The sequence below is a fragment of the Actinoplanes sp. NPDC026619 genome (genome assembly GCF_040638295.1).
Taxonomy (GTDB): Bacteria; Actinomycetota; Actinomycetes; order Mycobacteriales; family Micromonosporaceae; genus Actinoplanes.
Window position 1 is genome coordinate 26,391 of the sequence record NZ_JBEZYA010000001.1, and the last position, 23,174, is coordinate 49,564.

At 70.4% G+C, this 23,174-nt stretch carries 27 protein-coding genes and 2 tRNA genes; 16 read left to right on the plus strand and 13 right to left on the minus strand.

Features of this window, described 5'->3' with window-relative positions:
- Window positions 1-66 precede the first annotated feature (66 nt).
- Window positions 67-882 (plus strand): SPFH domain-containing protein, encoded by an 816-nt coding sequence (locus AB0E90_RS00110; protein ID WP_360397270.1) that lies wholly within the window; start codon window positions 67-69, stop codon window positions 880-882.
- On the opposite strand, the gene AB0E90_RS00115 is transcribed toward AB0E90_RS00110, so the two are convergent.
- A complete protein-coding gene (locus tag AB0E90_RS00115; RefSeq protein ID WP_360397272.1) occupies window positions 864-1,565 on the minus strand; it encodes a TetR/AcrR family transcriptional regulator C-terminal domain-containing protein in 702 nt (233 codons plus the stop codon). The two genes, AB0E90_RS00110 and AB0E90_RS00115, sit on opposite strands and share 19 nt — an antisense overlap.
- Before the next feature lie 61 nt (window positions 1,566-1,626).
- Here AB0E90_RS00115 and AB0E90_RS00120 point away from each other — a divergent pair, with 61 nt between their 5' ends.
- The gene (locus tag AB0E90_RS00120; protein ID WP_360397274.1) at window positions 1,627-3,036 is read left to right on the plus strand and encodes an FAD-binding oxidoreductase; all 1,410 of its coding nucleotides are present in this window, start codon (window positions 1,627-1,629) and stop codon (window positions 3,034-3,036) included.
- A 1-nt stretch (window position 3,037) separates the two neighbouring features.
- Here the strand turns inward: AB0E90_RS00120 and AB0E90_RS00125 are convergent, their stop codons facing one another.
- Window positions 3,038-3,856 carry an EamA family transporter gene (locus tag AB0E90_RS00125; protein WP_360397276.1) on the minus strand — a complete coding sequence of 273 codons (819 nt, stop codon included), beginning with the start codon at window positions 3,854-3,856 and terminating at the stop codon, window positions 3,038-3,040.
- 166 nt (window positions 3,857-4,022) lie between these two features.
- Between AB0E90_RS00125 and AB0E90_RS00130 the strand changes: the two genes are divergently transcribed.
- Window positions 4,023-4,493, plus strand: coding sequence for a universal stress protein (locus tag AB0E90_RS00130; protein WP_360397278.1), 471 nt, complete (start codon window positions 4,023-4,025; stop codon window positions 4,491-4,493).
- Between the two features lie 10 nt (window positions 4,494-4,503).
- Entirely contained in the window at window positions 4,504-5,412 is a 909-nt protein-coding gene (locus tag AB0E90_RS00135; protein ID WP_360397280.1) for an aminotransferase class IV, read from the plus strand.
- Here AB0E90_RS00135 and AB0E90_RS00140 read toward each other — a convergent pair.
- Both AB0E90_RS00140 and AB0E90_RS00145 read right to left on the minus strand, forming a co-directional pair.
- Window positions 5,409-6,602, minus strand: coding sequence for a sigma-70 family RNA polymerase sigma factor (locus AB0E90_RS00140; RefSeq protein ID WP_360397282.1), 1,194 nt, complete (start codon window positions 6,600-6,602; stop codon window positions 5,409-5,411). The genes AB0E90_RS00135 and AB0E90_RS00140 overlap by 4 nt on opposite strands.
- Window positions 6,590-6,961 (minus strand): YciI family protein, encoded by a 372-nt coding sequence (locus AB0E90_RS00145; protein WP_360397284.1) that lies wholly within the window; start codon window positions 6,959-6,961, stop codon window positions 6,590-6,592. The genes AB0E90_RS00140 and AB0E90_RS00145 overlap by 13 nt, the downstream gene beginning before the upstream one ends.
- An 84-nt stretch (window positions 6,962-7,045) precedes the next feature.
- Here AB0E90_RS00145 and AB0E90_RS00150 point away from each other — a divergent pair, with 84 nt between their 5' ends.
- Window positions 7,046-7,468, plus strand: coding sequence for a nuclear transport factor 2 family protein (locus AB0E90_RS00150; protein WP_360397286.1), 423 nt, complete (start codon window positions 7,046-7,048; stop codon window positions 7,466-7,468).
- On the opposite strand, the gene AB0E90_RS00155 is transcribed toward AB0E90_RS00150, so the two are convergent.
- The 3 genes from AB0E90_RS00155 to AB0E90_RS00165 all read right to left on the minus strand — a co-directional run bounded on the left by AB0E90_RS00155 (window position 7,452) and on the right by AB0E90_RS00165 (window position 10,410).
- A complete protein-coding gene (locus AB0E90_RS00155) occupies window positions 7,452-8,171 on the minus strand; it encodes an HAD family hydrolase (RefSeq protein ID WP_360397288.1) in 720 nt (239 codons plus the stop codon). The genes AB0E90_RS00150 and AB0E90_RS00155 overlap by 17 nt on opposite strands.
- A 92-nt stretch (window positions 8,172-8,263) precedes the next feature.
- Window positions 8,264-9,781: a glycosyltransferase family 2 protein gene (locus AB0E90_RS00160; RefSeq protein ID WP_360397290.1), complete on the minus strand. Its 1,518-nt coding sequence runs from the start codon at window positions 9,779-9,781 to the stop codon at window positions 8,264-8,266.
- Window positions 9,781-10,410: a hypothetical protein gene (locus AB0E90_RS00165; protein WP_360397292.1), complete on the minus strand. Its 630-nt coding sequence runs from the start codon at window positions 10,408-10,410 to the stop codon at window positions 9,781-9,783. Before AB0E90_RS00165 ends, AB0E90_RS00160 begins: the two co-directional genes overlap by 1 nt.
- Window positions 10,411-10,743: 333 nt before the next feature.
- Between AB0E90_RS00165 and AB0E90_RS00170 the strand changes: the two genes are divergently transcribed.
- From AB0E90_RS00170 to AB0E90_RS00190, 5 genes are read left to right on the plus strand one after another with little or no spacing between them, the layout of a single operon-like run.
- Complete coding sequence (locus AB0E90_RS00170) at window positions 10,744-11,676, plus strand: metal ABC transporter substrate-binding protein (RefSeq protein WP_360397294.1); 933 nt, start codon at window positions 10,744-10,746, stop codon at window positions 11,674-11,676.
- A 1-nt stretch (window position 11,677) separates the two neighbouring features.
- Window positions 11,678-12,403 carry a metal ABC transporter ATP-binding protein gene (locus AB0E90_RS00175; protein ID WP_360397296.1) on the plus strand — a complete coding sequence of 242 codons (726 nt, stop codon included), beginning with the start codon at window positions 11,678-11,680 and terminating at the stop codon, window positions 12,401-12,403.
- Complete coding sequence (locus AB0E90_RS00180; protein ID WP_360397298.1) at window positions 12,400-13,266, plus strand: metal ABC transporter permease; 867 nt, start codon at window positions 12,400-12,402, stop codon at window positions 13,264-13,266. Before AB0E90_RS00175 ends, AB0E90_RS00180 begins: the two co-directional genes overlap by 4 nt.
- A complete protein-coding gene (locus AB0E90_RS00185; RefSeq protein WP_360397300.1) occupies window positions 13,250-14,092 on the plus strand; it encodes a metal ABC transporter permease in 843 nt (280 codons plus the stop codon). The genes AB0E90_RS00180 and AB0E90_RS00185 overlap by 17 nt, the downstream gene beginning before the upstream one ends.
- 21 nt (window positions 14,093-14,113) lie before the next feature.
- On the plus strand, window positions 14,114-15,169 hold the full coding sequence (locus tag AB0E90_RS00190) for a hypothetical protein (protein WP_360397302.1): 1,056 nt from the start codon (window positions 14,114-14,116) through the stop codon (window positions 15,167-15,169).
- Here the strand turns inward: AB0E90_RS00190 and AB0E90_RS00195 are convergent.
- Both AB0E90_RS00195 and AB0E90_RS00200 read right to left on the minus strand, forming a co-directional pair.
- The gene (locus AB0E90_RS00195; protein ID WP_360397304.1) at window positions 15,155-15,595 is read right to left on the minus strand and encodes a hypothetical protein; all 441 of its coding nucleotides are present in this window, start codon (window positions 15,593-15,595) and stop codon (window positions 15,155-15,157) included. The genes AB0E90_RS00190 and AB0E90_RS00195 overlap by 15 nt on opposite strands.
- A gap of 171 nt (window positions 15,596-15,766) precedes the next feature.
- Window positions 15,767-16,369, minus strand: a complete 603-nt coding sequence (locus tag AB0E90_RS00200; protein ID WP_360397306.1) for a TetR/AcrR family transcriptional regulator — start codon at window positions 16,367-16,369, stop codon at window positions 15,767-15,769.
- Between the two features lie 54 nt (window positions 16,370-16,423).
- Between AB0E90_RS00200 and AB0E90_RS00205 the strand changes: the two genes are divergently transcribed.
- The 5 genes from AB0E90_RS00205 (at window position 16,424) to AB0E90_RS00225 (ending at window position 20,091) form a co-directional block, all read left to right on the plus strand.
- Entirely contained in the window at window positions 16,424-17,329 is a 906-nt protein-coding gene (locus AB0E90_RS00205; RefSeq protein ID WP_360397307.1) for a homocysteine S-methyltransferase family protein, read from the plus strand.
- Window positions 17,330-17,340: 11 nt separating this feature from the next.
- On the plus strand, window positions 17,341-18,084 hold the full coding sequence (locus AB0E90_RS00210; protein ID WP_360397308.1) for a phytanoyl-CoA dioxygenase family protein: 744 nt from the start codon (window positions 17,341-17,343) through the stop codon (window positions 18,082-18,084).
- An 85-nt stretch (window positions 18,085-18,169) separates the two neighbouring features.
- Window positions 18,170-19,024: an aldo/keto reductase gene (locus tag AB0E90_RS00215; protein ID WP_360397310.1), complete on the plus strand. Its 855-nt coding sequence runs from the start codon at window positions 18,170-18,172 to the stop codon at window positions 19,022-19,024.
- Between the two features lie 62 nt (window positions 19,025-19,086).
- Window positions 19,087-19,443, plus strand: a complete 357-nt coding sequence (locus AB0E90_RS00220) for a hypothetical protein (RefSeq protein WP_360397312.1) — start codon at window positions 19,087-19,089, stop codon at window positions 19,441-19,443.
- Between the two features lie 132 nt (window positions 19,444-19,575).
- On the plus strand, window positions 19,576-20,091 hold the full coding sequence (locus tag AB0E90_RS00225; protein ID WP_360397314.1) for an isochorismatase family protein: 516 nt from the start codon (window positions 19,576-19,578) through the stop codon (window positions 20,089-20,091).
- A gap of 130 nt (window positions 20,092-20,221) precedes the next feature.
- On the opposite strand, the gene AB0E90_RS00230 is transcribed toward AB0E90_RS00225, so the two are convergent.
- From AB0E90_RS00230 to AB0E90_RS00245, 4 genes are all read right to left on the minus strand, one after another.
- Window positions 20,222-21,340, minus strand: a complete 1,119-nt coding sequence (locus AB0E90_RS00230) for a hypothetical protein (protein WP_360397316.1) — start codon at window positions 21,338-21,340, stop codon at window positions 20,222-20,224.
- Window positions 21,327-21,806: a SigE family RNA polymerase sigma factor gene (locus tag AB0E90_RS00235; protein WP_360399399.1), complete on the minus strand. Its 480-nt coding sequence runs from the start codon at window positions 21,804-21,806 to the stop codon at window positions 21,327-21,329. Before AB0E90_RS00235 ends, AB0E90_RS00230 begins: the two co-directional genes overlap by 14 nt.
- Before the next feature lie 153 nt (window positions 21,807-21,959).
- Window positions 21,960-22,030: transfer RNA gene (locus tag AB0E90_RS00240), tRNA-Cys, on the minus strand.
- A 5-nt stretch (window positions 22,031-22,035) separates the two neighbouring features.
- A tRNA-Arg gene (locus tag AB0E90_RS00245) sits at window positions 22,036-22,108 on the minus strand.
- 133 nt (window positions 22,109-22,241) lie between these two features.
- Between AB0E90_RS00245 and AB0E90_RS00250 the strand changes: the two genes are divergently transcribed.
- On the plus strand, window positions 22,242-23,090 hold the full coding sequence (locus tag AB0E90_RS00250) for a hypothetical protein (protein ID WP_360397318.1): 849 nt from the start codon (window positions 22,242-22,244) through the stop codon (window positions 23,088-23,090).
- Window positions 23,091-23,174: the final 84 nt, after the last annotated feature.

Genomic DNA, 23,174 nt, shown 5'->3' on the forward strand with positions numbered 1-23,174 from the left:
GGCGACCGATCCTTCAAATCGGATCCGCTTCGGGGCCATTCCAAGCTATTCCCATAGAGGTAAGACATGAACAAGAACGAAATGATAATCCACAGTGGATTCCGTGGGCTCCGCTATTCCGACGGGCGCTTCGACCGGGTGCTCGAGCCGGGGCGCTATGAGCTGCCCAAGCGCCGTTTTCCCGGGCAGCGGGTGCCGCGCGTCGAGATCGTGCCGGTCGATGTGCGCGAGCGTGAGCTGAACATCAAGGGTCAGGAGATTCTCACCGCCGACAAGGTCGCGGTTCGGGTCAACATCATCACGCATTTCCGCGTGGTGGACCCGGAGGCCGCGCTCGAGCAGGTCGCCGACTACAGCGACCGGATCTACAGCGACGTGCAGCTCGCCGCCCGGCGGTCGCTCGCGTCGATGACGCTCGAGGCCATTCTGACCAACCGGAACCAGCTCTCCGAGGACATTCTGCGCGACGTCGAGGGCGTCTCCGCCGGGTACGGCGTGCGGATCATCCGGGCCGACGTGAAGGACCTGGTCTTCCCGGGCAACCTTCAGGAGATCATGAACCGCGTGCTCACCGCGCAGCGGATGGCCGAGGCCCAGATGGTCGAGGCCCGCACCCGGGCCGAGCGGGAGGCGCTGGAGGCGACGTCGAAGGCCGAGTCGACCCGGATGGCCGCCGAGGCCGACGCCGAGGCGAAGCGGATCCGGGCCGACGCCGAGGTCGACGCGCTGCGCCGGCTGGCCGCGGGCGCCGAGGCGTACGCGCAGCACCCGGCCCTGCTCCGGCTGCGCGAGCTGGAGACGCTGGGCGCGCTCGGCGCGAACGCCTCAGCCCGTCTGTACATCGGCTTCGAGAAGCACAGCGATCAACTGGGCGGCGAGTAAGGGGGCAGCAATCGCTCCAGGGCGTCGATCAATTTGGCGAGTACGCCCGGGAACGCCGGCTCGCTCATCGCCGGCAGCTCAGCGCGCACGGCGGCGAGGTGCGGGTAATCATCCGCGGGCAACGTGGCGTACGCCCGGGCCAGCGCCCGCTCCTCGTCCCGCTCCTGCTCGGGCGTCATCTCGCTGGCGTCGATGGCGGCCAGGGCCCAGGCGGCCTCGATCAGGTCCCGGTAATGCCGGACCGCGTCGGGGCCGCCGAAGCCCGCCTCCATGAGCAGCCCGACGCCGATGTCGGCGGCCCGCAACTCGTACGGCCCGGCGGTGAACCGGACCGCACGCAGCAGGGCGAGCCGCGGGTGTCGCAGCGTCGAGCGATAGATCCCTTCGGCGAGCAGCCGGAGCGAGTCGGCCCAATAGGCCGCCGGGGTGAACCCGTCGAGCGTCTCGGCGAGCAGCCGGTCGGTGATCGCGATCAGCAGCGCGTCGAGATTGCGGAAGTACCGATAGATGGCGCTCGGGTCGGCGCCGAGCTCGACCCCGAGCCGGCGCACGGTCAGCGCGTTGCCGCCGGGCGCCTCGATCAGGTGCAACGCCGCATTGATGATCATGTCGGGGTCGAGGACCACGCCGGAGCGGGTCGGCCGCCGCCGGACCCGGCCGGCGGCCGCACGGGTGGTCGCCATCTCACCAACTCCTTATGTCAACGCATTGACTTAAGCATAGCGCTCGCGTTCTTCTTGATCCATGAGCACCACGCCCGCCTACGACCTGGACATCCGGACCGACCAGAAGCGCATCGACGCCGCCCTCGCCGGGGCGGCGCGCACCCCGTTCTGGCTCGAGGACCCGGGCCGGCCGGCGGCGCAGCCGTGGTTCACCGGCACGACCGAGACCGATCTGCTGGTCATCGGCGGCGGCTACTGCGGGCTCTGGACCGCTCTGCAGGCCAAGGAGACCGACCCTGCGCGCGACGTCGTGCTGGTGGAGAGCGCCGAGATCGGCTGGGCGGCGAGCGGCCGCAACGGTGGCTTCGTCGAGGCGAGCCTCACCCACGGGCCGGAGAACGGCCGCCGCTACTTCGCCGGTGACCTCGGTGTGCTGTCCGGCCTGGCCGAGGAGAACTTCCGCCAGTTCCACGAGTCGCTGCTGCGGCACGACATCGACGCGGAATACCAGCACGGCGGCGGGCTCAACGTCGCGACCGAGGAACACCAGGTCGCGGCGCTGCGCACGGCCGAGGGCGTCTTCTACGACCGCGAGGAGCTGACCGAGCTGGTCCGCTCCCCGCTCTATCGGGCCGGCACCTTCAAGAAGGACGGCATTGCCCTGGTGCACCCGGCCAAGCTGGCCTGGGGCCTCAAGGCGGCCTGCCAGAAGCTCGGCGTGCGCATCTTCGAGCACACCCCGGTGGCGGAAATCACCGACGAGGGCACGATCGTCTGCGCGCGCACCGACAACGGCATCATCCGCGCCCGGCAGGTGGCGCTGGCCACCAACGGCTTCCCGTCGCTGCTGCGCCGCAACCGCAAGCTCACCCTGCCGGTCTACGACTACGTCCTGATGACCGAGCCGCTGACGCCCGGACAGCTCGACGAGATCGGCTGGGAGCGCCCGTTCGGCATCTCGGACACGTCGCGGCAGTTCCACTACTACCGCAAGACCGCCGACAACCGGATCCTCTGGGGCGGCTACGACGCGGTCTACCACCGCGGCGGCGCCATCCGGCCCGACTACGACCAGCGCCCGGAGACGTTCTCCCGGCTGGCCGACCACTTCCTGCGTACGTTCCCGCAGCTCGGCGACGTCCGATTCAGCCACGCCTGGGGCGGCATGATCGACATGTCCACCCAGTTGGCCGCGTTCCAGGGGGCGGCGATGGGCGGCAAGGTCGCGTACGCCAGCGGCTTCACCGGCCTCGGCGTCGCCGCCACCCGGTTCGCCGGCTCGGTGATGCTCGACCTGCTGGCCGGCGCGAACACCCCGCGGACCCGGCTGCGGATGGCCACCCGCCGCCCGCTGCCGATCCCCCCGGAGCCGCTGATCTACCCGGCGGTGCAGCTGGTCCGGCGGGCGATCGCCCGTGCCGACCGCCGCGGCCGCGACGGCCTGGTCCTCAAGGCCGCCAACATGCTGGGCTACTCCTTCGATTCATAGGTCAACGGGCCAGACAGGCAACGGCAACAAGAGCGGCAAACACCCCACACAGGTGTACGGCGTGCAGCCGCTCGCGCAGGAACGAGCGGTTGAGCAGCAGCGTGACCGCCGGATAGAGCGACGCGACGACGGCCGCGGGGGCGAGAGCCGCCGTGGCCGACGCGATGAACGCCGCGTCGGCCGCCACGTCCAGCCCGCCGACCACGATGATCGACGCGCCCATCAGCCGGCGGTCGAAGCGGTTCAGGGCCATCGCCAGGAACAGCGCGATCACGCCCTCGGTGGTGCGGGCGACGGCCAGCGCCGCGAGCTGGTCCGCCTGCCCGGCCTCGTGCAGGAGCACGAAGAAGACGCCGAGGCCGAGGGCGGCCCCGAGGGCGCACAGGTTGGCCGAATGCCGCAGCCGGTTGCGCTCGCCGCCCGGCACCGGCCAACTCGCCATCGTCGCCCCGACCAGCCCGGCCACGACGCCGAGGCCGGTGGCGAGACCGAGCCGTTCGCCATGCAGCAGCCCCCAGCCGACCGGGACCAGCGCGCCGATCGCGGCGACCGGCGCCACCACGGCCGGCGTGCCGTCCCGCATCGCCCGATAGAGCAGGCCCATCGCCGGCAGCCCGACCAGCCCGGCCACCACCGCCAGCCACAGCCGGGCGTCCCAGGCCGGCAGTTCGCCGCGCGCCGCCAGCGCGAGCAGGACCAGCGCCATGGCCGCGAGCTCTGATCCGAACAGGATCGTGAGCACCGGCAGACGGTGGCCGAGCACCCCGGCGAGAAAGTCGGAGATCCCCCACGCGGCCGCCGCCCCGAGCGCGGCCGTCATCACCCAAATCATGCCCGTCAAGGGCCAACCCCGGCTGCACCGGATACGCAGGAAGACATGCGGGTCAGAATGCCGACCGTAAAGCCGCAGGTCAGTCGCCCGCAGGTGGCCATCCGACCGGCCTAATCCTGGCGTTTCGGGCCAAGAACCGGCAGAGTGATGGGCCGTGAAGGTCATCGTGTGGGTCACCGAGGGCACCTGGCACTCCGCCGTGGACGCTGCCCGAGATCTGCCGGCCACCGACGTCACGCTGCTGCACGTGCTCGACACCAACGCCGTGCATGCGGTCAGCGGCGCTCGCGCCGGTCTTCTCGGCCGCGGGTTGCGCCCGGCCGGCGACGCCGAACAGGTGCTTCTCGACGGTCAGTCGGCGTTGCTCGACGCGGCGCAGAAACGCCTCGGCCGCCCGTCGCAGCAGCTCGCCCGGCAGGGCCGCATCGAACGCGAGGTCATCGCCGCCTGCGCGGACGCCGGCCTGCTCGTGCTGGCCCGCGACGGCGACCACACCCGGCTCGGCCCGAAGAGCCTCGGCCACCACGCCCGCTTCGTCATCGACCACGCGCCCTGCCGGGTCCTGCTGATCTGGCCGGACGAACCCCCGGACCTGTCCACCGCGCCGCCACCGCCGCCGCACTAATCTCGGCGGCATGCTGCAGAAATACGACGAGCGCAACGCCGATCTCCAGTACTGGGTCAACGGGGCGCTGCTGCACCGTGACCAGCCGGGCCTCTCCCCGTTCGACTCGGTGGTGCAGGGCGGCGACGCGGTCTGGGAAGGGCTGCGGCTCTACCGCGGCGCGATCTACGGCCTGCGCGAGCATCTTGCCCGGCTGCGCCGGTCGGCGGCCGCGCTCGACTTCGCGGACATCCCCGGCGACGACGCGATCATCGAGGCGGTCACGGCCACGCTGCGCGCGAATCGGATGTACGACGGTGTGCACGTACGGCTGACCCTGACCCGCGGGGTGAAGGTGACCAGTGGCATGGACCCCCGCCTCAACCGCTCCGGCCCGACGCTGATCGTGCTGGCCGAGCACAAGCCCCCGGTGTACGACACGACCGGCCTGCGCCTGGCCACCGCCAGCGTGCGCCGCCCGGGCCCGGATGTGCTCGACCCGAAGATCCACCACGCGAACCTGCTGAACTCGATCCTCGCCAAGATCGAGGCGAACTTCGCCGGCGCCGACGACGCGCTGATGCTCGACCAGCGCGGATTCGTCGCCGAGACGAACGCCACCCACCTGTTCGCGGTCTCCGGCGGCGGCCTGGCCACCCCGTACACCGCCGCCTGCCCGGAGGGGATCACCCGGCAGACGGTCCTCGAGCTGGCCGCCGCGGCCGGCCTCCCGGCGGTCGTGCGGGACCTCTCGCTGACCGAGATGTACAACGCCGACGAGGTGTTCTGCACCGGCACGATGGGCGAGATCGCCGGCGTCACGGTGATCGACGGCCGGACCATCGGCGCGGGCGAGACCGGCCCGCTGACGGCCCGGATGGCAAAGCTCTACCAGGGGTACGCCGCGGCCAACGGCGTGCGCCTCGACGTGCAGCCCTAGAGTCTCGCGGCCCGCGACTCCAGGTACTCCTGCTCGGGGCGGCTGAGGGTGAGCCGCGCCGCCTGCCGGTAGTGCGCCCGCGCCCCGTCGGGGTCGCCGGCCATCTCCAGCAGGTGGGCGCGGACCGCGGCGGTCCGGTGGTGACGGGCCAGCACCGGGTCGCCGGCCAGCGCGTCGAGGGCGGCGAGGCCGGCCGCCGGGCCGTCAACCATGGCGCCGGCCACGATCCGGTTCAGCGTGACCATCGGGCTGGGCGCGAGCGCGTGCAACATCCCGTACAGAAGCTGGATCTGCGGCCAGTCGGTGTCCTCGGGCCGCGCCGCCTCGTCGTGCACCGCGGCGATCGCGGCCTGCAGTTGAAGGGGCCCGATCGGGGCCGTCGACAGGGCGTGCGTGAGGATCGCCACGCCCTCGGCGATCGCGGCCGCGTCCCAACACCCGCGGACCTGCTCGGCGAGCGGGATCAGCGTCTCGCCCGGCCCGGTGCGGGCGGGCCGGCGCGCGTCGGTGAGCAGCATCAACGCCAGCAGCCCGGCCACCTCGCCGTCGGCCGGCAGCCGCCGGTGCAGCTGCCGGGTCAGCCGGATCGCCTCGCGGGTCAGCTCCACCCGGTTCAGGGCGTCGCCGGAGCTGGCCGTGTAGCCCTCGTTGAAGATCAGATAGAGCACGTGGCGGACCGCAGTCAGCCGCTCAGGCTGCGCGGGCATCTCGAACCGGGTGCCGGTGTCGCGGATCCGCTGCTTGGCCCGGCTGATCCGCTGGCCGACGGTGGCCTCCGGCAGCAGCAAGGCGCGGGCGATCTCCGCGGTGGTGAGCCCGCCGACCGCCCGGAGGGTGAGGGTGACCTGGGCCGGCTCGGTCAGCGCGGGATGACAGCAGAGCAGCAGCAGGGCGAGCTCGTCGTCGCCGCGGACCTCGGGCGCCGGCTCGTGCTGCACCGCCTCCTCGCGCCGCCGCCGGGCGGTCTCGTTGCGCAGCAACTCCACCCGGCGGCGGCCGGCGACGGTGATCAGCCAGTTCCGCGGCTGCGCGGGGACGCCGGTCTCGGGCCACTGCCGGGCGGCCGCCAGCAGCGCCTCCTGGACCGCGTCCTCGCACGCCTCGAAATCGCCGTAGCGGCGCACCACCGCGGCCAGGGCCTGCGGGGCCAGCTCGCGCAGCAGCTCCGGCAGGCCGGTCAGAGGTCCCATGCGCTCATGTCCAGGACCGGCCGCACCTCGACTCGGGTGTAGGCCGCGTCCGGCGCCTTCGCGGCCCAGCCGACCGCCTCGTCGAGATCCGCCACGTCGATCAGGTAGAACCCGGCCAGATGCTCCTTGACCTCGGCGTACGGGCCGTCCGAGGTGATCGTCTTGTCGTCGCGGACGGAGACCTGGGTGGCCAGCGCCGGATCGCCCAGCCCTTCGCCGGCCACCAGCACGCCGGCCTCGCGCATCTGGGCGCTGAGCTGCCGGTGGCCGCGGCCGAAGTCGATGCGCTGCTGGTCGGTCAGGGTCTCCCAGACGGCGAGGGACTGCGGGTTGGACTGGATCAGGATGACGTACTTCATGAGTTGTGCCCTTTCTCTCGGCAAGGATGTCGAAACCGGCCGGCCCGGCTTCGACGTTCCGGCGAACAGAAAGGTGGAACTCCCATGAACGAGATCCGGGAAGTCATCGAGGGAAAGGCCGCGCTGCTGGAGACCGGCGATGCCAAGGCCGTCCTCTCGCACTATGCCGACACGTACGTCGAATACACCCTCGCCCCGCCGCTGCGTCAGCCGGGCGACGCACGCGACCCGGCGGCGCTTGCGGCCTGGATGGCGACGTTCCAGACGCCGCCGCACCGGGAGGTGACCCAGCTGGAGATCACCACGGACGGTGACGTGGCGTTCGCGACCAGCCTCGACTCCCTGACGGCCACGCCGCGCGGCGCGACCGAGGGCTTCACGCTCTGGTTCCGGGTGACGCTGGGGCTGCGCCGCATCGACGGGCGCTGGCTGGTCACCCACGAGCACGAGTCGGTGCCGTTCGAGATGGACGGCTCGTTCCGCGCCTCGGTCACCCTGCGTCCCTGACCAGGCGGTGGGCGGCCAGCTCGTCGTAGTAGGGCTGGGCCGCCTCGACCAGCGGGCGCAACCGGGCCGGGACCTCGGCCGGTCGCGGGTCGTACGGCGCGAAGCCGGTGGACGCCTCGACCGCGGCGTACCAGTGCGGCGCCCACACGCCGTCGGTCGCCCGCGGGCCCGGCGCCCAGGTGAGCATGGCCGGGTCGAAGCCGATGCCGAGCGCTTCGCAGAGCCGGCGCAGCGTGGCGGCCGGGTCGCGGAGCACGTCGGCGGCGTCGACGACCGGGCCGCCGTACGCCCGGAAGATCTCCGCCTGTTGCGGGTAACCGAGATCTTCGAGGGTGGGTTCGCCGCGCACCCGGGCGTAGGACGCGACGACGTGCGCCGGGTCGCGGATCAGGAACGCGTGGGTGAGCGCGCCCAGCCACTCCCGGCCGATCACCGGCAGCAGGTGGTGGGTCATGTGCTTCTGGTAGTGAACGGCCGGGTCGCCGGGGAGCGGCCCGGTCAGCTCCGCCGCCACCTGCGGCCACCGGGGCGACTGCGACGCGATGATCTCGTCGCGGCCGGGGTGGTCGATGCCGGTGACGTCCAGATAGTGCGCGTAGAGCGGCTCGTCGACCACCAGCGTGTCGGCCCGGGCCCCGAAGCTGCGCATCATCGCGGTCGAGATGTTGCGCGGCCCGGACCACATCGCGATCCTCGTCGTCATCCTCCGATGATCCTCTCGATCGCGGGACACGAAAAAAGCGCCTGCCGAACCGGTCGGGGGCGACCGGTCCGGCAGGCGCCGTCAGGGGTGCGTCAGACCAGGAACCCGCGGTGGCGGCGGACCAGCTTGCGCAGCATGAAGACGGTCTGGGCGATGGTGGCGATGTAGAGGATCGGCCAGCCCAGCGACAGGATCGCCGACTGCACGCTCACGCTCTGCTGGGTCCAGGCGAAGATCCCGCCGCCCAGGATGGCGATCAGCACGATCAGGGGCATGACGTACGCCGAGCCCTTGCCCTTCTCGGCGTTCGCCTGGGCGGCCCAGTTGTCCTGGTCCGATTTGGCGAGGAACTGCGCCCACGCGGAGACGAAGTGGCCCATCCGGATGAACATGTACAGCTCGGCCGGGAGGGCGAGAACGGCGTACAGCAGGTCGGAAGCGCTCTTGTCCTTCATCGACAGGGCGAGGCGGAAGTTCAGCAGCATCGCGACGGCCGGCGGGATCAGCCAGATCGGGTTGAACACGAAGGCGTGGATCGAGATCGCCGCCATCAGCAGCAGCAGGAAGCCGAGCCGCGACGCGATGTTGAACGCCATCGAGATGTTCTCGTACCACCGCAGCCGCAGGTTGGGGTGCATCGGCTGACCCTTGTTGTCGCCGCGCTGGCCGGGCCAGAACAGGTCGATGGCGCCGAAGTTCCATTTGACCTGCTGGCCGTGCAGCGCGCGCAGGTTCGTCATCGGGCCGACGAACGCGCGGGCGCTGGCGCTGATCTTGGTGCTGTAGCCGGCGTCCTTGATCTGCAGCGACAGCTTGCTGTCCTCGACCTCGCTGTCGCGGACCCACGGCGCCTGCTGGTGGTGGCGGATCATGACGGTCTCGAGCGCCCGCATGTTGAACAGGCTGCACTGGCCGCCGAGCACCGCCATGTTGCGGCCGCGGAGCAGGTTGTCCATGTTGAACGCGGCGAACTGCGCCCGCTGGCCGGCGACCAGGAACCGGGCCATCGCGCCCTTGATGCGGCCCTTGTCGATGCTGTAGATCGCGCTCAGCCCGCCGATCCGCGGGTCGTCGGTCATCTCCAGCTCGAGGCGCTCGACGGTGTCGCGGGCGAGGGTGGTGTCGCCGTCCACGCCGAGGACGTAGTCGAAGCCGCGGGACAGGAAGTAGCCGTAGTTGAGCGCGCCGACCTTCTTGTCCGGGTTGACGCCCATGTCGTGCACGTGGACGACGGTCTCGAACACGTCGCCCTTGATGGTGCGGGTGTGCTTGCCGGCGAACGTACGGGCGATCTCGGGGGTGTCGTCGTCGGTGTTGTTGATGATGACGTGGATGACGTCGGGCATCCGGGTCTGCGCGAGGATGCTCTTGATCACGTCAGCGATCGTGTCCTGCTCGTTGTAGCAGGGAATGATGCAGCTGATGGTGGCGTGCCGGGGGCCGGTGACGGTGGCGGCGGCCGCGATCTCCCCGGCCACCGTCTCGATGGACTCCAGCTCGTGCAGCTGCGGGACGGCCGGCGGCAGTGCGAGCGGGCCGGCCTTGGAACTGCGGGGCAGCAGAATCTGACGGTCGGTAGCTCGGCGCAGGCCGGGGCTGAGGTCGGTCATCAGTTGGCACCATTCGTTAGCAACGGCAGGGTCAGGGTGTCGAGAGCGGTGGAGCGGTAATAGCTGTCCGACTTCGGGGCGGTCTCGGCGAGAAGGTCCAGCCGGATGCTCAGAGTCAGCTGAGTCGCCCCCGCCGTCGCTGCCGGGAGCGTCACCACCGTGTTGTAGGGGTACGGCGGAGTGACGTCGAACCTGCCGCTGTCGGTGCTGACCACTGCCCGCTTCGTGCCGTCGTCCTGAGTCACCTGGAAGGTGGTGACGGCCATGCGGTGGGTGCTGTCGGCGTCCTCGATGTGGGCGGCGACGTTGATGGTCTTGACCGTGCCGGCGCTGTAGAGCTTGGCGTTGTCCGTGGTCCAGTAGGTGAGCTGGACCGTGAAGTTGCCCTGCTTGAGGCGGTGCACGACGCTGCCGGTGTCCAGCGGGCCACTGGACCGGACCGGCAGTTTGGCCACGACGGTGTCAGCCGACGTGGTCGCCGTGGGGGCGGGTGACGCGCTTGGGCTGCTGCTGGGCGAGCTGCCGATCAACGGCTTGCTGCTGCTCGTCATTTCCTTGAGGCTGCCGCAGCCGGACAGGCTGCCGCAGAGCACGACTCCTGCCACGCCGAGTGCCACAATTCTGCGCATTGATGTCCCAAATTGTCGGAGGGAATGTCAGCCTAACGTCGAAAAGTTGCAGAGTTTCCTGACAAGACCGATATTTACTGACAAACCTCTTTTAAATAAAGAATCGCGATAAACCGGTCGTAACTCTGCCTTCGAGGCCGCAATGTCCGCCTCATTCGCACCCTGCGACTCAGGGGTAACAGCGCATCCGCCGTCCGGGCGAAAGTGCCGCCGGGCCGTCCGCGAAGTTCCGTCCCCGCCGGGCGGCTGTATCAACTCATCGTCATTTCGCCATTAGACGATAAGAAATGAAAACCATTACCGTCTGCGTACCTCAGAAACGGAGTGGTTCTCGTGAAGAAGACCCCCCTCGCCGCCGCTGCTCTCCTCGCCCTGCTGGGCGGATGCGGCTCGGCCGGCAACGACGCCGCGGCCAGCAGCGCCGGCGCCTGGATCACCGTGGTCGCCACCACGCCGGAGGTCGCCGACTTCGTCCGCAACATCGCCGGCGACGACGTGACCGTCACCCAGATCATCAAGCCCAATGTGGACCCGCACGAATACGAGCCGACCCCCGCCGACATCCAGGCCATCAGCCAGGCCAAGCTCGTCGTGAAGAACGGCGTCGGCCTGGAGTCGTGGCTCGACCAGACCATTCAGTCGGCCGGTTTCGGCGGCGCCGTCGTCGACTCGAGCCAGGGCGTGCAGCGGCGCAAGGGCGACCCGGACGACGCGGAGATGAAGAACGGCGATCCGCACATCTGGCACGACCCCCGCAACGCCAAGATCATGGTCAGCAACATCGAGAAGGGCCTGGCGGCCGCCGACCCCCAACACACCCAGGTGTACGCGGCCAACCTCACCAGCTACACCGCCCAGCTCGACAAGCTCGACGCCGACAACGAGGCCGCCTACGCGAAGGTCCCGGCCGATCAGCGCAAGCTCGTCACCAACCACGACGCGTTCGGCTACTACGTCGACCGCTACCGGTTGACCTTCGTCGGCTCGGTCATCCCGAGCATGGACACCTCGGCCGAGCTGTCCGCGCAGCAGCTCACCGACCTGGTCGCGAAGATCCGGGCGACCGGCACCAAGGCGATCTTCACGGAGAGCTCGCTGCCGCCGAAGACCGCGGAGGCCATCGCGAAACAGGCCGGCGTCAAGGTCGTCGGCGGCGAGGACGCGCTCTACGGCGACAGCCTCGGCGCGGCCGGCACCGAGCAGGGCACCTACCTCGGCGCCGAGCGGCACAACACCCAGGTCATCGTCGCGGCGCTGGGCGGCTGAGATGGACGCTGCCCTCAGCTACGCCGGGGTGAGCGCCGGCTACCACGGCACGCCCGTGCTCACCCACGTCGACCTCACCCTGGCGGCCGGGCAGCGGCTCGCCCTGGTCGGCCCGAACGGCGCCGGCAAATCCACCCTGATCAAGTCGATGCTCGGCCTGGTGCCGGTGCTGGGCGGCACGGCCGCCGTGCTCGGCCGGCCGCCGGCCCAGGCCCGGTCGATGACCGGTTACGTTCCGCAGACCGACTCGCTCGACGCCGACTTCCCGGTCACCGCCGCCCAGGTGGTGCTGATGGGCCGCTACCGGCGGATCGGCTGGTGGCGGCCGACCCGGGCGGCCGACCGGAGCGCCGTGCGGGCCGCCCTCGACCAGGTCGGCCTGGCCGACCGGGCCGGAAAACACTTCGGCACCCTCTCCGGCGGGCAGCGCCAGCGGGTGCTGCTCGCCCGGGCGATCGCCGCCGAGCCCCGGCTGCTGCTGCTCGACGAGCCGTTCAACGGCGTCGACACGGTCAGCCAGGAAGCCATCCTCGCCGTCTTGCGCAGTTTGTCCGCGGCCGGCGTCGCGGTGGTGCTCAGCACCCACGACCTCACCGTCGCGAGCGAGCTCGCCGACATCGTCTGCCTGCTCAACGGCCGGCAATGGGCGGCCGGGCCGCCCGGCGAGACCCTCACGGCCGAGAAACTGCGGGCGGCGTACGGCGGATCGGCCCTGGTGGAACTGTGATCGAACCCTTCGGCGTCCCTTTCCTGGCCCGGGCGCTGGCCGAGCTCGCGCTGCTCGCGGTGATCTGCGGCCCGGTCAGCGTGTTCGTCTTCGCCCGCCGGCTGTCGTTCGTCTCCGACGCGCTCACCCACACCGTCTTTCCCGGCGTCGTCGTCGGTTTCCTGGCCGGCGGCGTCGAGGGGATCTTCGCCGGGGCGCTGGTCGCGGCGGTCGTCACCGCGGTGGCGCTGACCCTGCTCACCCGGGGTGGCGCGCTCTCCGACGACGCGTCCACGGCCGTCGTGCTCACCGCGATGTTCTCGATCGGCGTTGCGCTGGTGTCGCGGCGATCGTCGTACACCTCCGATCTGACGACCTTTCTCTTCGGCCGCCTTCTGACCGTGACGCCGCGGCAGCTGGCCGAGACCGCCGTGCTCGCGGTCGTCATCCTCGGCCTGCTGCTGATCGGCGCCCGCGCGATGATCTTCCGCGCCTTCGACCCGGCCGGCGCGGCCGCGGCCGGTTACCGGATCGTCGGCCTCGACCTGTGGCTCAACCTGGTGGTCGCGCTGGTGGTCGTGGCGGCCGTCCGCGCGGTCGGCACGATCCTGGTGGTGGCGCTGCTCATCGTGCCCGCCGCGGCCGCCCGGATGATCACCTCCCGGCTGCTCGTGATGGCCGCGATCGGCACCGGCCTGATCCTGCTGGCCGGCTATGGCGGCCTGCTCGCCAGTTGGACCGCCTCGGTGGACTACGGCTTCGCGCTCACCTCGGCGTCCGCGGTCGTGTTGGTCCTCGTGTTCGCCTACCTGGCGCTTCTGCCGTTCCGCACCCGCACCCGACCAGCGTCAACCGGGAGGTCGCCGCATGAACTGGTGGGATGACGCGCTGCACCGGGCGACGGCCGAGGTGCTGCTGACTGGGGCGCTCGCCGGGCTCGTCGGGGTGCAGGTGGTGCTGCGGCGGCTGTCGTTCTTCACGATGGCGCTGACCCACGCGACCTTCCCCGGCGTGGTGGCCGCCTCGATCATCGGGGTGAACATCCTGCTCGGCGGGGCGGTCGCCGGCGGGATCATCGCGCTCGGCGTCGCCGCGCTCAGCCGCCGCCGGGGCCAGAACGCCGCCTCCGCGACCGGGGTGCTGCTCTCCGCCGGCTTCGCGATCGGCGCCGGGCTGGTGGCCACCCAGAACGGATTCAGCCGGGACCTGTCGTCGTTCCTGGTCGGCTCGATCCTCACGGTCAGCCCCACGGACCTGATGATCACGGGTGCGGTCCTGGTGGTCGTCGCGGTGGTCCTGCTCGCCTGCCACCGGCCGCTGACCTTCACCGGTTTCGACCGGGCCGGCGCGCAGTCGGCCGGCTTCGCCACCGGCGCCTGGGACATCGTGCTGCTGCTGACCATCGAGGTCGTGGTCGTGACGATCGTTCCCGCGGTCGGGACCATCCTGGCCCTCGCGCTGATCGTCGCCCCGGCCGCCGCGGCCCGCGCCTGGTCCACCCGGCTGGGCGTCATCACCGCCCTGGCCGTGGTGTTCGGGGCGGCCAGCGGCCTCGGCGGTCTCTACGCGTCGATGCGCTGGAACATCGCGGCCGGCGCCAGCATCACGCTGACCGCCACCGCGCTGCTGGCCCTGTCGCTGCTGCTGTCCCGCGCGAGGTGGCGACCGGCGGCCGGGCGGCTAGCATCGTCGGCGGTGCCGGCCCGATGAGACGAGGCTTGATTGCTGGGCGTGAAGAGGTGGGTGAGCCTCGGGGCCGCGCTGCTGGCGTCCGGGGCGATGCTGGCCGCACCGCCCGGGCCGAAGCAGAAACCGGTGCCGCCGCTCAACGCCCGCGTCGCCTGGCCGCAGGCGCAGCGCGCGGTCCTGCCGGCCACCCTGGCCGACGGCGCCGCCTACGAGCCGGCCGTCTTTCTCGACGCCACCCGGTCGATCGGCACCGCGCCGGCGCCCGACCACCGCACGCTGCGCCTGGTGCTGCGGGCCGCCGACGGTTCGGTGCGGGCCCTGCGGGCGCTGCCGAGCAGCCAGAACCCATCGTTCCAGAGCCCGACCGTCGACGGCCGGCAGGTGGTGTGGGCGGAAAGCTCGCAGAACCGCGAGCAGCTCTGGACGATCAACCTGGACGACCGGCGGCCCGCCCGGCTGCTGACCGCCGACACCGGTGACGCACGGTTCTACGAGTCGCAGTACGACCTGGTGATCGCGGAGGGACGGGTGCACTGGGTGGCGGCCGGCCCGGACGACACCACGGAGGTTCGCTCGATTGCGGTGGGGGGCGGGCGGGTCGGCGTACACACGGAATCGGGGTCTTGGTCTTTGTCGGCTTGGCCCTGGCTGGTCGACGGGGTGACCGCGGCCGGGGGAACCACCCGGCTGCGCAACATGAGCACCGGCCAGGAGCGGGCGGTCCCGGTGACCGCCCGCGGGGTGACCGCGTGCAGCCCGGTCTGGTGCCGGGTGGTGTCGTTCGACCGCAAGGGTTACCCGCAGATCGAGCTGATGCGCCCGGACGGCACCGAGCGCCGCAAGATCGCCGGCAACACCGCCGCGACGGTCGTCACCGACACCGCGGTGCTGGACCGTTTCGAGCTCTTCTCCCAGCTCACCGACAACTCCGACCTGAGCGGCCGGTTCCAGCTGCTGGCGTACGACATGGCCCGGCACACCACCGTCGAGATCAGCCCCGACGCCACCGACGTCCGTTACCGCGCCGGCGTCCTGCAGTGGTCGACCGGCAGCCAGGACGAGTTCGTCCGGCACGCCCTCGACCTACGCACCGTCTGACCCCACCATCCGGAGAACTGTGCCCAGGCCGTGCACCGGTCCGATGTTGGACAGCACCGCGATCCGGACGCCGCGCGACTTCAGCTCCCGAAGGACCGCGAGGGTGTCGTCGAAGGGGATCCACTGATCCGGCATCACCGCGTACAGCGCGGCGATTAGCTCGGCTCCGATGCCGGGACACCGAGCCACCGCCCGGTGGAAGACGTCCCGATGACGGGCCTGGCTCAGGTCGCGCTCGCTGGCCGGGTCGATCGTGTGGGCGTGCTGCCAGATCTGGTCGAGATGCTCACGCAACCGGTCGACGTCGCCCCGGTTCAGCTCCGGCCGGGGCGCGCCGGTCTCGGCCAGCCGGCGAATTGGGTGATGCCCAGGTCGGCGTAGCGGCGCATAGCCGCGGCCACCTCGTCCGGTGAGCCGACCAGCCACGTCGTGCCCGCTCCCCCGCCGCCGTGCCGGCCCGGCGCGGTGTATAGGCAGGTGTCCAGCACGTCGCCGCTCGAGTCGGACCGGCATCCACTGACGCTAACCGCCGGCCGAGGCGGCACGTCGTTCCGTTACAGGACGTTCGAGAGTCGGCAATGCCCCGCACTCCCCGGCCTACCGCCCGCTCAGGAGTGCCTCCACCAGCTGGCGGTAGATCCGCAGTTGCGCGCGCATCGCGGACGGGTCGCCGGTCGTGCGGCACAGGATGAAGCCGCCCTCGAAAGTGGTGTAGAGGTGGTCGGCCAGCGCCTCGGCGTCGATCGTGGCACCGGCCGGCAGGGCACCCCGGAACAGGCCGGCCAGCGCGTCCCGCCAGGCCTGCGCGGCGCCGGCGACCTGATCGTTGATCGCGGTGCCGGTCAGCTCCCGCTCGGCCAGCACGGTGGCATAGAGGCAGCCGGACTGCTCGGCCATCAGCTCGTCGGCCCCGTCCTCGTAGAAACGCAGGAACGCCACCACCCGCTCGGCCGGATCGGCGAGATGGGCGGTGGCGGCGAGGCCGGCATCGAGGTGGGCGAGATCGGCGGCCGCATAGCGCGCGACCACCTGGGTGGCCAGGTCGGTCTTGGACCGGAAGTGGTGGAAGAACGCGCCCTTGGAGCTGTGTGCCTCGGCGATCACCTGGTCGACCGAGGTGGAGCCGTAGCCCTGCTCGGTCATCAGCCGCTCGGCGACGAGCAGGAGCCGGTCGCGGGTGGGTTGACCATTTCGGGGCATGGACCCGTTGTATCAGACTGATTAGTCTGTAACAAACGCTAGGGGGTACGGATCATGACACCGTTACCGCAGATGGCCGGCCATCCGATGGTCACCGACGGCGGCCTGGAGACCGATCTCATCTACCACCACGACGTCGACCTGCCGGACTTCGCGGCGTTCCCGCTGGTCGACGACGAGCGTGGCCGCGAGCTGCTGCTGAGCTACTACGCGGACTATGTGGACATCGCCCGGCGCGCCGGCGTCGGCCTGCAGTTGGAGACGCCGACGTGGCGGGCCAGCAGCGACTGGGGTGACCGGCTCGGCCACACCGCCGCCGACCTCGACCGACTCAACCGCGCGTCGGTCGCCCTGCTCGTCGAGCTGCGCGAGCGGTCCGGCCTGAGCTCGCTGCTGGTCAGCGGCTGCATCGGCCCGCGCGGGGACGGTTACGTGGCCGGCGCGCTCACCCCCGAGGACGCCGCAAAATACCACGCGCCGCAGATCGACTCCTTCGCCGCGGCGGGCGCCGACCTGGTCAGCGCCCTGACCCTGACCGACCCCGGCGAGGCGATCGGCATCGTCCGCGCGGCCCGGGCGGCCGCCCTCCCGGTGGTCGTGTCGTTCACCGTGGAGCAGGACGGCCGGCTCCCCTCCGGCACGACGCTGGCGGTGGCCGTCACCGCGGTCGACGCCGTGGCCGCCCCCGACTACTTCATGGTCAACTGCGCTCACCCCCGGCACGTCGCCCCCGGCCTGGCCGAGGACGGCGCCTGGCGCTCGCGCATCGTGGGCCTGCGGGCGAACGCCTCCGAGCGCAGCCACGAGGAACTGGACGCAGCCACCGAGCTGGACGAGGGCAACCCGGCCGGGCTGGCGCGCGCCCAGGACGCGCTGCGCCCGCACCTGCCGAGCCTCACCCTGATCGGCGGCTGCTGCGGCACCGACGCCCGGCACGTGGCCGCCATGTGGGGCGTCTAAAATCCACCGTCGTGACTCTCGCTGCTCTGGAGGAAGACGGCTTCGTCGTGCTGCGCGGGCTGTTGTCCGATGTCGAGCTCGCCGAAGCTCGCGAACACGCGGACAACCTGCTGCGCGGGGCCGGCTGGGGCGACAACGACTTCGACGGCCGGCAAACCCGACGCGTGTACGGCCTGCTGAGCCGCGCCGGTTCACTCGAACCGTTGCTGCTGCACCCCGAGGTGCGCCGGCTCGTCACCGCACGCCTGGGCAAGGTCTACCAGTTCGGCATGCTGTTCCTCTCCGCCGTCGACCCGGGCCAGGGCGCCCAGCCGCTCCACTTCGACGCGGGGGTCTATCCCCTCCCCCGCGACGTGGAGGCGGAGACCAACGTGATCTGGGCGCTCGACGACTTCACTCCCACCAACGGCGCCACCCTGATCGCTCCGGGCAGCCACCGCTGGGCCGCCGGCCGCCGGCCGCAGCCGGACGAGCTCGTTCCGGCGGTCATGCCCGCCGGCAGCGCGCTGGTCTACAGCGGCCGCCTGTGGCACGCCGCCGGTCACAACGGCGCCGAGACCACCCGCCGGGCTCTGATCTGCGAGCACGTCCTGCCGTGGCTGCGCCCCGCCGACAACCACATCCTGGCCACCGGCGTCGACCAGCTCCGAAACCTGACCCCCGAACTCCGGCGCCTGGCCGGAGTGGCACCGGCCAGCGATTACCTCGGCTTCGTCGCGGGCCAGGACCCCGAGCAGTGGCTGCGGCAAAACTAGTAACGCACGCGGCCGAACTGGTGGATCGGCCCGCTCAGCGGGTATGGCTCGGGTAGAGCACCCCTGCCGAGCACGAGGGAGAACCATGAGTTCCGCAATCCCGACCATCTCGCTAAACGACGGCCGTACCATCCCGCAACTGGGCTTCGGCGTCTTCCAGGTGCCGCCGGAGGAGACTCGCGCGGCGGTCGAGACGGCCATCGAGATCGGCTATCGGCACATCGACACCGCCCAGATGTACGGCAACGAGGCCGGCGTCGGCGAGGCCGTAAACAACTCCGGCCTGGACCGCAGCGAGTTCTTCATTACCAGCAAGCTCAACAACGGCTTCCACGAGCCCGACGACGCCCGCAGCGCGTTCCACGACACCCTCAAGGCGCTCGGCACCGACTATGTCGACCTGTTCCTCATCCACTGGCCGATGCCGGCCAGCTACGGCGGTGACTTCGTGCAGACCTGGAACACCCTCGAGGAGTTCTACCGCGAGGGTCGGGCCCGCTCGATCGGCGTCTCGAACTTCACCCCGCACCACCTGGGCCGGCTGCGCGCCGAAACCCAGGTCCGCCCGGCAGTCAACCAGATCGAAGTGCACCCCTACCTGACCAACGACGCTCTGCGTGCGTACAACGCGGACAACGAGATCGCGACGGAGGCGTACTCCCCGATTGCCCAGGGGGAGGTCCTCGCCGACCCGGTGATCACCGAGATCGCCCGCCAGTCGGGCAAGAGCCCGGCCCAGGTCGTCCTGCGCTGGCACATCCAGCGCGGCGACATCATCTTCCCGAAGTCGAAGACGGCCGAGCGGGTCCGCGAGAACTTCGAGATCTTCGACTTCGAGCTCGACGGCGCTGCGATGGGCAGCATCACCGCGCTCGACCGCGGCGACAAGGGACGCACGGGAGCAGATCCGGACACCATGAACTACGGCGCCAAGAGCTGACCACCGCGTAGCCGATTGCGGCCGCGCCGCGTGGCCGGCCCACCGCGGGGTAAAGCAAGGTCATGGCCAAGTACGAAGTGAACGAGGCGGCGCTGCGACGGGCCCGGCAGCTCATCGCCTCGAAGCAGTACGTGCTGGAGAGCGACTGGGGCGGTGTGCAACCACGCGCCGACACCGAGAACGCATTCCTCGACAAACATTCCTGGGACGAGTACGCCTCCTGGTACCTCGGCCTGACCGACGGCGCCTCGGACGAGACCAAGGCCCGGTACGCCTTCGCCTACGGCGACCTGCGCCGCCTGCACCGCAGCGGCCTGATCGCCTGCGTCTACCGCGCTGCGGAGTGGCAACACAAGGCCATCGAACTGGCCGCCCACAACCTCCTCCAGGAACTGGACGCGGCGGCCGGCATCAAGTGATCCACTCGACGACCTGGCTCGGGAAACGACTATCTGCTCGCGAGCGTTGTCTGCGGCAGATCCGGATGTCGGGCGACAAGCGCACTCCTATTCCGGCTGCGCAGGCGTGTGCGTCGCGTCTAGCATCCCGGCGTGACCTTCACCGTCGGACGAGCCGCACTCGTCATCGTGGATCTGATGCCGAGACTGGTGAGCTTGGATCTCGGCCCGCACCGCGGCGCAGATGTGGTCGCCCGGGCGGTACTGCTGGCAAACGCCTGGCGGCGAGTCGGGGCGCCGGTCGTGTTGGTGCGGGTGGAACGTCCTGGCGTCACATCACAGCCGCCAGGCAGCGGTTTCGTACCGGAGATCCAGCCGCAGGAACGCGACATCGTCGTCGTCAAACGCACCATCGGGGCCTTTTACGGAACAGACCTGTCCGTTCGGCTGCAGGAACGAGGTGTCGACACCGTGGTCATGACCGGTCTGGCCACGACCATGGGCGTCGAATCCACCGCCCGCGCGGCCGCCGACCACGGCTTCGACGTGCTGTTCGTAGCCGACGCCATGAGTGGCATGACCTCCGCCGAACACCACCACGCCCTCTCTGTGGTTCTCCCGCGCTTCGGCCCTGTGGTCGAGACCGAAGAGATACTGGCTCGGCTCTGACCCGCGGGCTCCGTGTCCCGGCCCTACCGGCGGAGGGTGGGAGATCGCTGGGCAAACGATCGCCGCGAGCCGTGCGCCGGATGGCGTGTCGGGCACGGGACGCACGGATCGGGTGGGGTCGGCTCGAGGGTTATCGGGCCAGTGCCGTACGGATGTCGACCCAGGTGCCGGTGTCGTGTACGTCGGCCAGCTTGACTCCGTTGAGGACTTTCATCGACTCGGCGTTCGAGAGGCTGCCAGCGTTGCTCGCCACCGCGACGGTCACCTTGCCGCCGTCGGCCAGCCGGGTGCAGAGCCCCGAATCGCAGCCGGGTGTGGCGGGTGCGTCAGGGGTGTTCGCCGAGATCATGATCTGGAACGCGCCCCACATCATGTTGTCGTAGGGCCCCAGCAGTCCCGACTTGGGAAGCCCGTTCTTGGCGAAGATGAGACCGCTGTACTGGGTGGCGCTCGGGCCGCCGACGGCGTCGAGGCTGCCGGTCATGTGGTCGCCAACGGCGAACACGTCGTATCCCGCCGGGACGTAGGTCAACGTGAACGGCACCGTGACCGGCCGGGCCGCGGCGCCGGTCAGCGCGGCGGCCGTCGCCTCCAGCTGCTGCATCGTCGGCAGGTCGGCCCGGTCGGCGTTGCTGTCGAGCACCGCCCAGGCGTTCGGCGCGTACTGCCAGACCAGCGTCCTGAGCCAAGGACCGGGGCTCTGGTGATGCTCCGCCGCCAGCGCCCGGTGCCCGGCCACGGTGGTCGAGGCGGCGCCCGCCAGCCGCTGCACGGCGTAGGCGCCCGGCCGGTAGAGCGTGAGTGTCGCGTCCAGCCTCGGCTTCGCGTCGCGCCGGTCGGACACCTTCCCCCGGTGGCGGCTGTCGGTCGTCCCGTCGACGGTCACCGCGGCGATCTGGTAGGCGTTGCCCGCCACGATCGGGCTCTGCACATGCACCGGCCCCACCGAGTACCCGGAAAAGGTGAACTCGAGCGGGTCCGACAGCAGCGGGACGGCCGCCGCTTCGGCGACGGCGGGGCTACTCGACGCAGCCACCGGCGCCGTCTGTTTTTCCGTACGGTGTCTCGCCGGCACCAGGGCGGTCGTCGTCACCACTACCGCGGCCACTGCCGCCATCGCCAGGCCGGCTGCCAGGCCGGTCCGGCGGCGCCGCTGCACCCGCCGTCCGGAGGCCACGATGTCGTCGACACTCACCCCCAGGGGTGGCCCGTCGTCGGTCGCCATGTTCACCACCTCACGAATGCGCATTGCTCCACACCTCCACGTCGCTCAGCTCGATCTGTTCGGCGATCAGCAGGTCACGCAGCTTTCTCAGCCCGCGCGACACCTGGCTCTTGGCCGTGCCGGTGGTGCAGCCGAGGACCGTGGCCGTCTCCTCCTGCGTCAGACCGAGGTAGTACCGCAGCACCAGGGCCGCCCGTTGCCGTGGCGGCACCTCCAGCAAAGCCGCCCGAACGAGCAGCCGTTCGTCGCTGAGCAGCGTGGGGTCGCGCTGCGTCACGTCGGGCATGGCGTCGCTCGCTGACTGTTCCCGCCGCCACGGGCGCCGCCGTTCGTCGATCGCGGCTCGGTAGACCATCGTCTTGGCGTACAGATCGGGCCGGTCCAGCCGACGCCATCGCGGGTACAGCTTGGCCAGGGCGGTCGCGACCGCGTCCTCGGCCAAGTGCCAGTCCCCGCAGGTGACGTACGCCAGCTTCCGCAGCGGAAGCAGCTGCGCGGCGACGAACTTGGCGGAAGGCTTCTTCCTCGTCGGCTCTCACGGCGTTAAAACGGACCCTCACTACCGCAACGTTGCACCGGTCACCGAAATCATCGCCGAACTCCCGAGCCAGCGGCGGCGTGGTGACGTAGCCGACCACTATAGAAGCCGTAGCCGGATTCGAACCGCCGTGCGCCGCTTTGCAGGCGGCTCCCTGACCACTCGGGCATACGACCGTGCGTGCCCCCGGCTGGACTCGAACCAGCGGCCCCGGCGCCCGGAACGCCGTGCCCTTTCCGCTGAGCTACGAGGGCATGAGAGTGGTTGAAAAAGCCGCCGTTCCCAGTTTGGCAAAGCGAAGCAAGATTCCGGTGCGGGCTCGATCGGGTGACCCGTTCGGCGCGCATCCCCTGTTCTTGTCGTGGCCAGTAGCTACGGTGCCGCACTGTGGATGACGATCTCGCTGAACTGCTGACCGCTGCCGTGCATTTCTCCAATCAGCACGGCATCGCCCTCGTGCCGGCTGTTCCGGTGTGGGAGGGCGTGCCCGAGGTACGCCTGAGCCTCGACATGGAATGGGTCGAGTTTCTGGAGCTGGGCCGGCAGATGGGTGTGCGGGCGTTGTACCTGGACCCCGAAAAGTTCGACCCAGAGGAAGAGCAGGTCACCGACCCCGTGCTGCTGGCATACGAGGGTCGCGTTTGCCGGCTGGAAGCCGTGTTCGTGGCTGGCGGAGTTGTCCACGCCTGGGATTCGTACGCCGAGTGGTACGAGGAACGGGAACGGTCAGAGAAGTCGCTCAACGAGAACAGCCTGCCCACCGAGGAGGGGCTGCCATCGTTCTTCGGCGGGCGAGCGACGCCCCGCCTCAGCGACGAGGAGCGGCGGGCCAAGGTGGAGGAGCTGGTGGCTGAGTTGCTTGTGATGCCCGAGTATCGATCGGCTAGGCGCACCCAGCGTTATCGCGTGGCCGAGGCGCACATCCCTTCCGACCTGGACAACCGGACGCGGTGGGACGCCATCTACGGCGCCGCCGACAAAGCTGATGAGGTCGCACGGGAAAGGTATGCCCGGCTCAGCAAGCAATACGAGGATTTGGCGCGCCGCCTGCTCCAGGATCCAGCCTATCGGGCAGCGGCGTCGGCGGGCGCGCGTAAGCAGGCCGCCGAGCGGTTTCTGACCGACTGGGCGGGCGGGTTCGTTCCGAACTCAATGGCACGGGACGAGCTGTACGCCCAGGCGCAGCGGCTGGCGAAGACCGGCCGTGGAAGCACCTTATTCGCCTCGACGAATTAAGTAGTCGCGGGGTGTTGCGACAGGTCCGACATCCGGATCTGCCGCGTTGACGGCGGCCGCGCTCGCCCGACCATGTAGCGTTTC

Coding starts and splice junctions, on each gene's coding strand:
- AB0E90_RS00175 (WP_360397296.1), top strand. CDS start 11,678: ATGGACGCTGCCCTCAGCTACGCCGGGGTGAGCGCCGGCTACCACGGC.
- AB0E90_RS00200 (WP_360397306.1), bottom strand. CDS start 16,369: ATGCCCCGAAATGGTCAACCCACCCGCGACCGGCTCCTGCTCGTCGCC.
- AB0E90_RS00115 (WP_360397272.1), bottom strand. CDS start 1,565: ATGGCGACCACCCGTGCGGCCGCCGGCCGGGTCCGGCGGCGGCCGACC.
- AB0E90_RS00125 (WP_360397276.1), bottom strand. CDS start 3,856: ATGACGGCCGCGCTCGGGGCGGCGGCCGCGTGGGGGATCTCCGACTTT.
- AB0E90_RS00165 (WP_360397292.1), bottom strand. CDS start 10,410: ATGCGCAGAATTGTGGCACTCGGCGTGGCAGGAGTCGTGCTCTGCGGC.
- AB0E90_RS00120 (WP_360397274.1), top strand. CDS start 1,627: ATGAGCACCACGCCCGCCTACGACCTGGACATCCGGACCGACCAGAAG.
- AB0E90_RS00220 (WP_360397312.1), top strand. CDS start 19,087: ATGGCCAAGTACGAAGTGAACGAGGCGGCGCTGCGACGGGCCCGGCAG.
- AB0E90_RS00215 (WP_360397310.1), top strand. CDS start 18,170: ATGAGTTCCGCAATCCCGACCATCTCGCTAAACGACGGCCGTACCATC.
- AB0E90_RS00160 (WP_360397290.1), bottom strand. CDS start 9,781: ATGACCGACCTCAGCCCCGGCCTGCGCCGAGCTACCGACCGTCAGATT.
- AB0E90_RS00145 (WP_360397284.1), bottom strand. CDS start 6,961: ATGAAGTACGTCATCCTGATCCAGTCCAACCCGCAGTCCCTCGCCGTC.
- AB0E90_RS00110 (WP_360397270.1), top strand. CDS start 67: ATGAACAAGAACGAAATGATAATCCACAGTGGATTCCGTGGGCTCCGC.
- AB0E90_RS00155 (WP_360397288.1), bottom strand. CDS start 8,171: ATGACGACGAGGATCGCGATGTGGTCCGGGCCGCGCAACATCTCGACC.
- AB0E90_RS00135 (WP_360397280.1), top strand. CDS start 4,504: ATGCTGCAGAAATACGACGAGCGCAACGCCGATCTCCAGTACTGGGTC.
- AB0E90_RS00185 (WP_360397300.1), top strand. CDS start 13,250: ATGAACTGGTGGGATGACGCGCTGCACCGGGCGACGGCCGAGGTGCTG.
- AB0E90_RS00230 (WP_360397316.1), bottom strand. CDS start 21,340: ATGCGCATTCGTGAGGTGGTGAACATGGCGACCGACGACGGGCCACCC.
- AB0E90_RS00140 (WP_360397282.1), bottom strand. CDS start 6,602: ATGGGACCTCTGACCGGCCTGCCGGAGCTGCTGCGCGAGCTGGCCCCG.
- AB0E90_RS00205 (WP_360397307.1), top strand. CDS start 16,424: ATGACACCGTTACCGCAGATGGCCGGCCATCCGATGGTCACCGACGGC.
- AB0E90_RS00150 (WP_360397286.1), top strand. CDS start 7,046: ATGAACGAGATCCGGGAAGTCATCGAGGGAAAGGCCGCGCTGCTGGAG.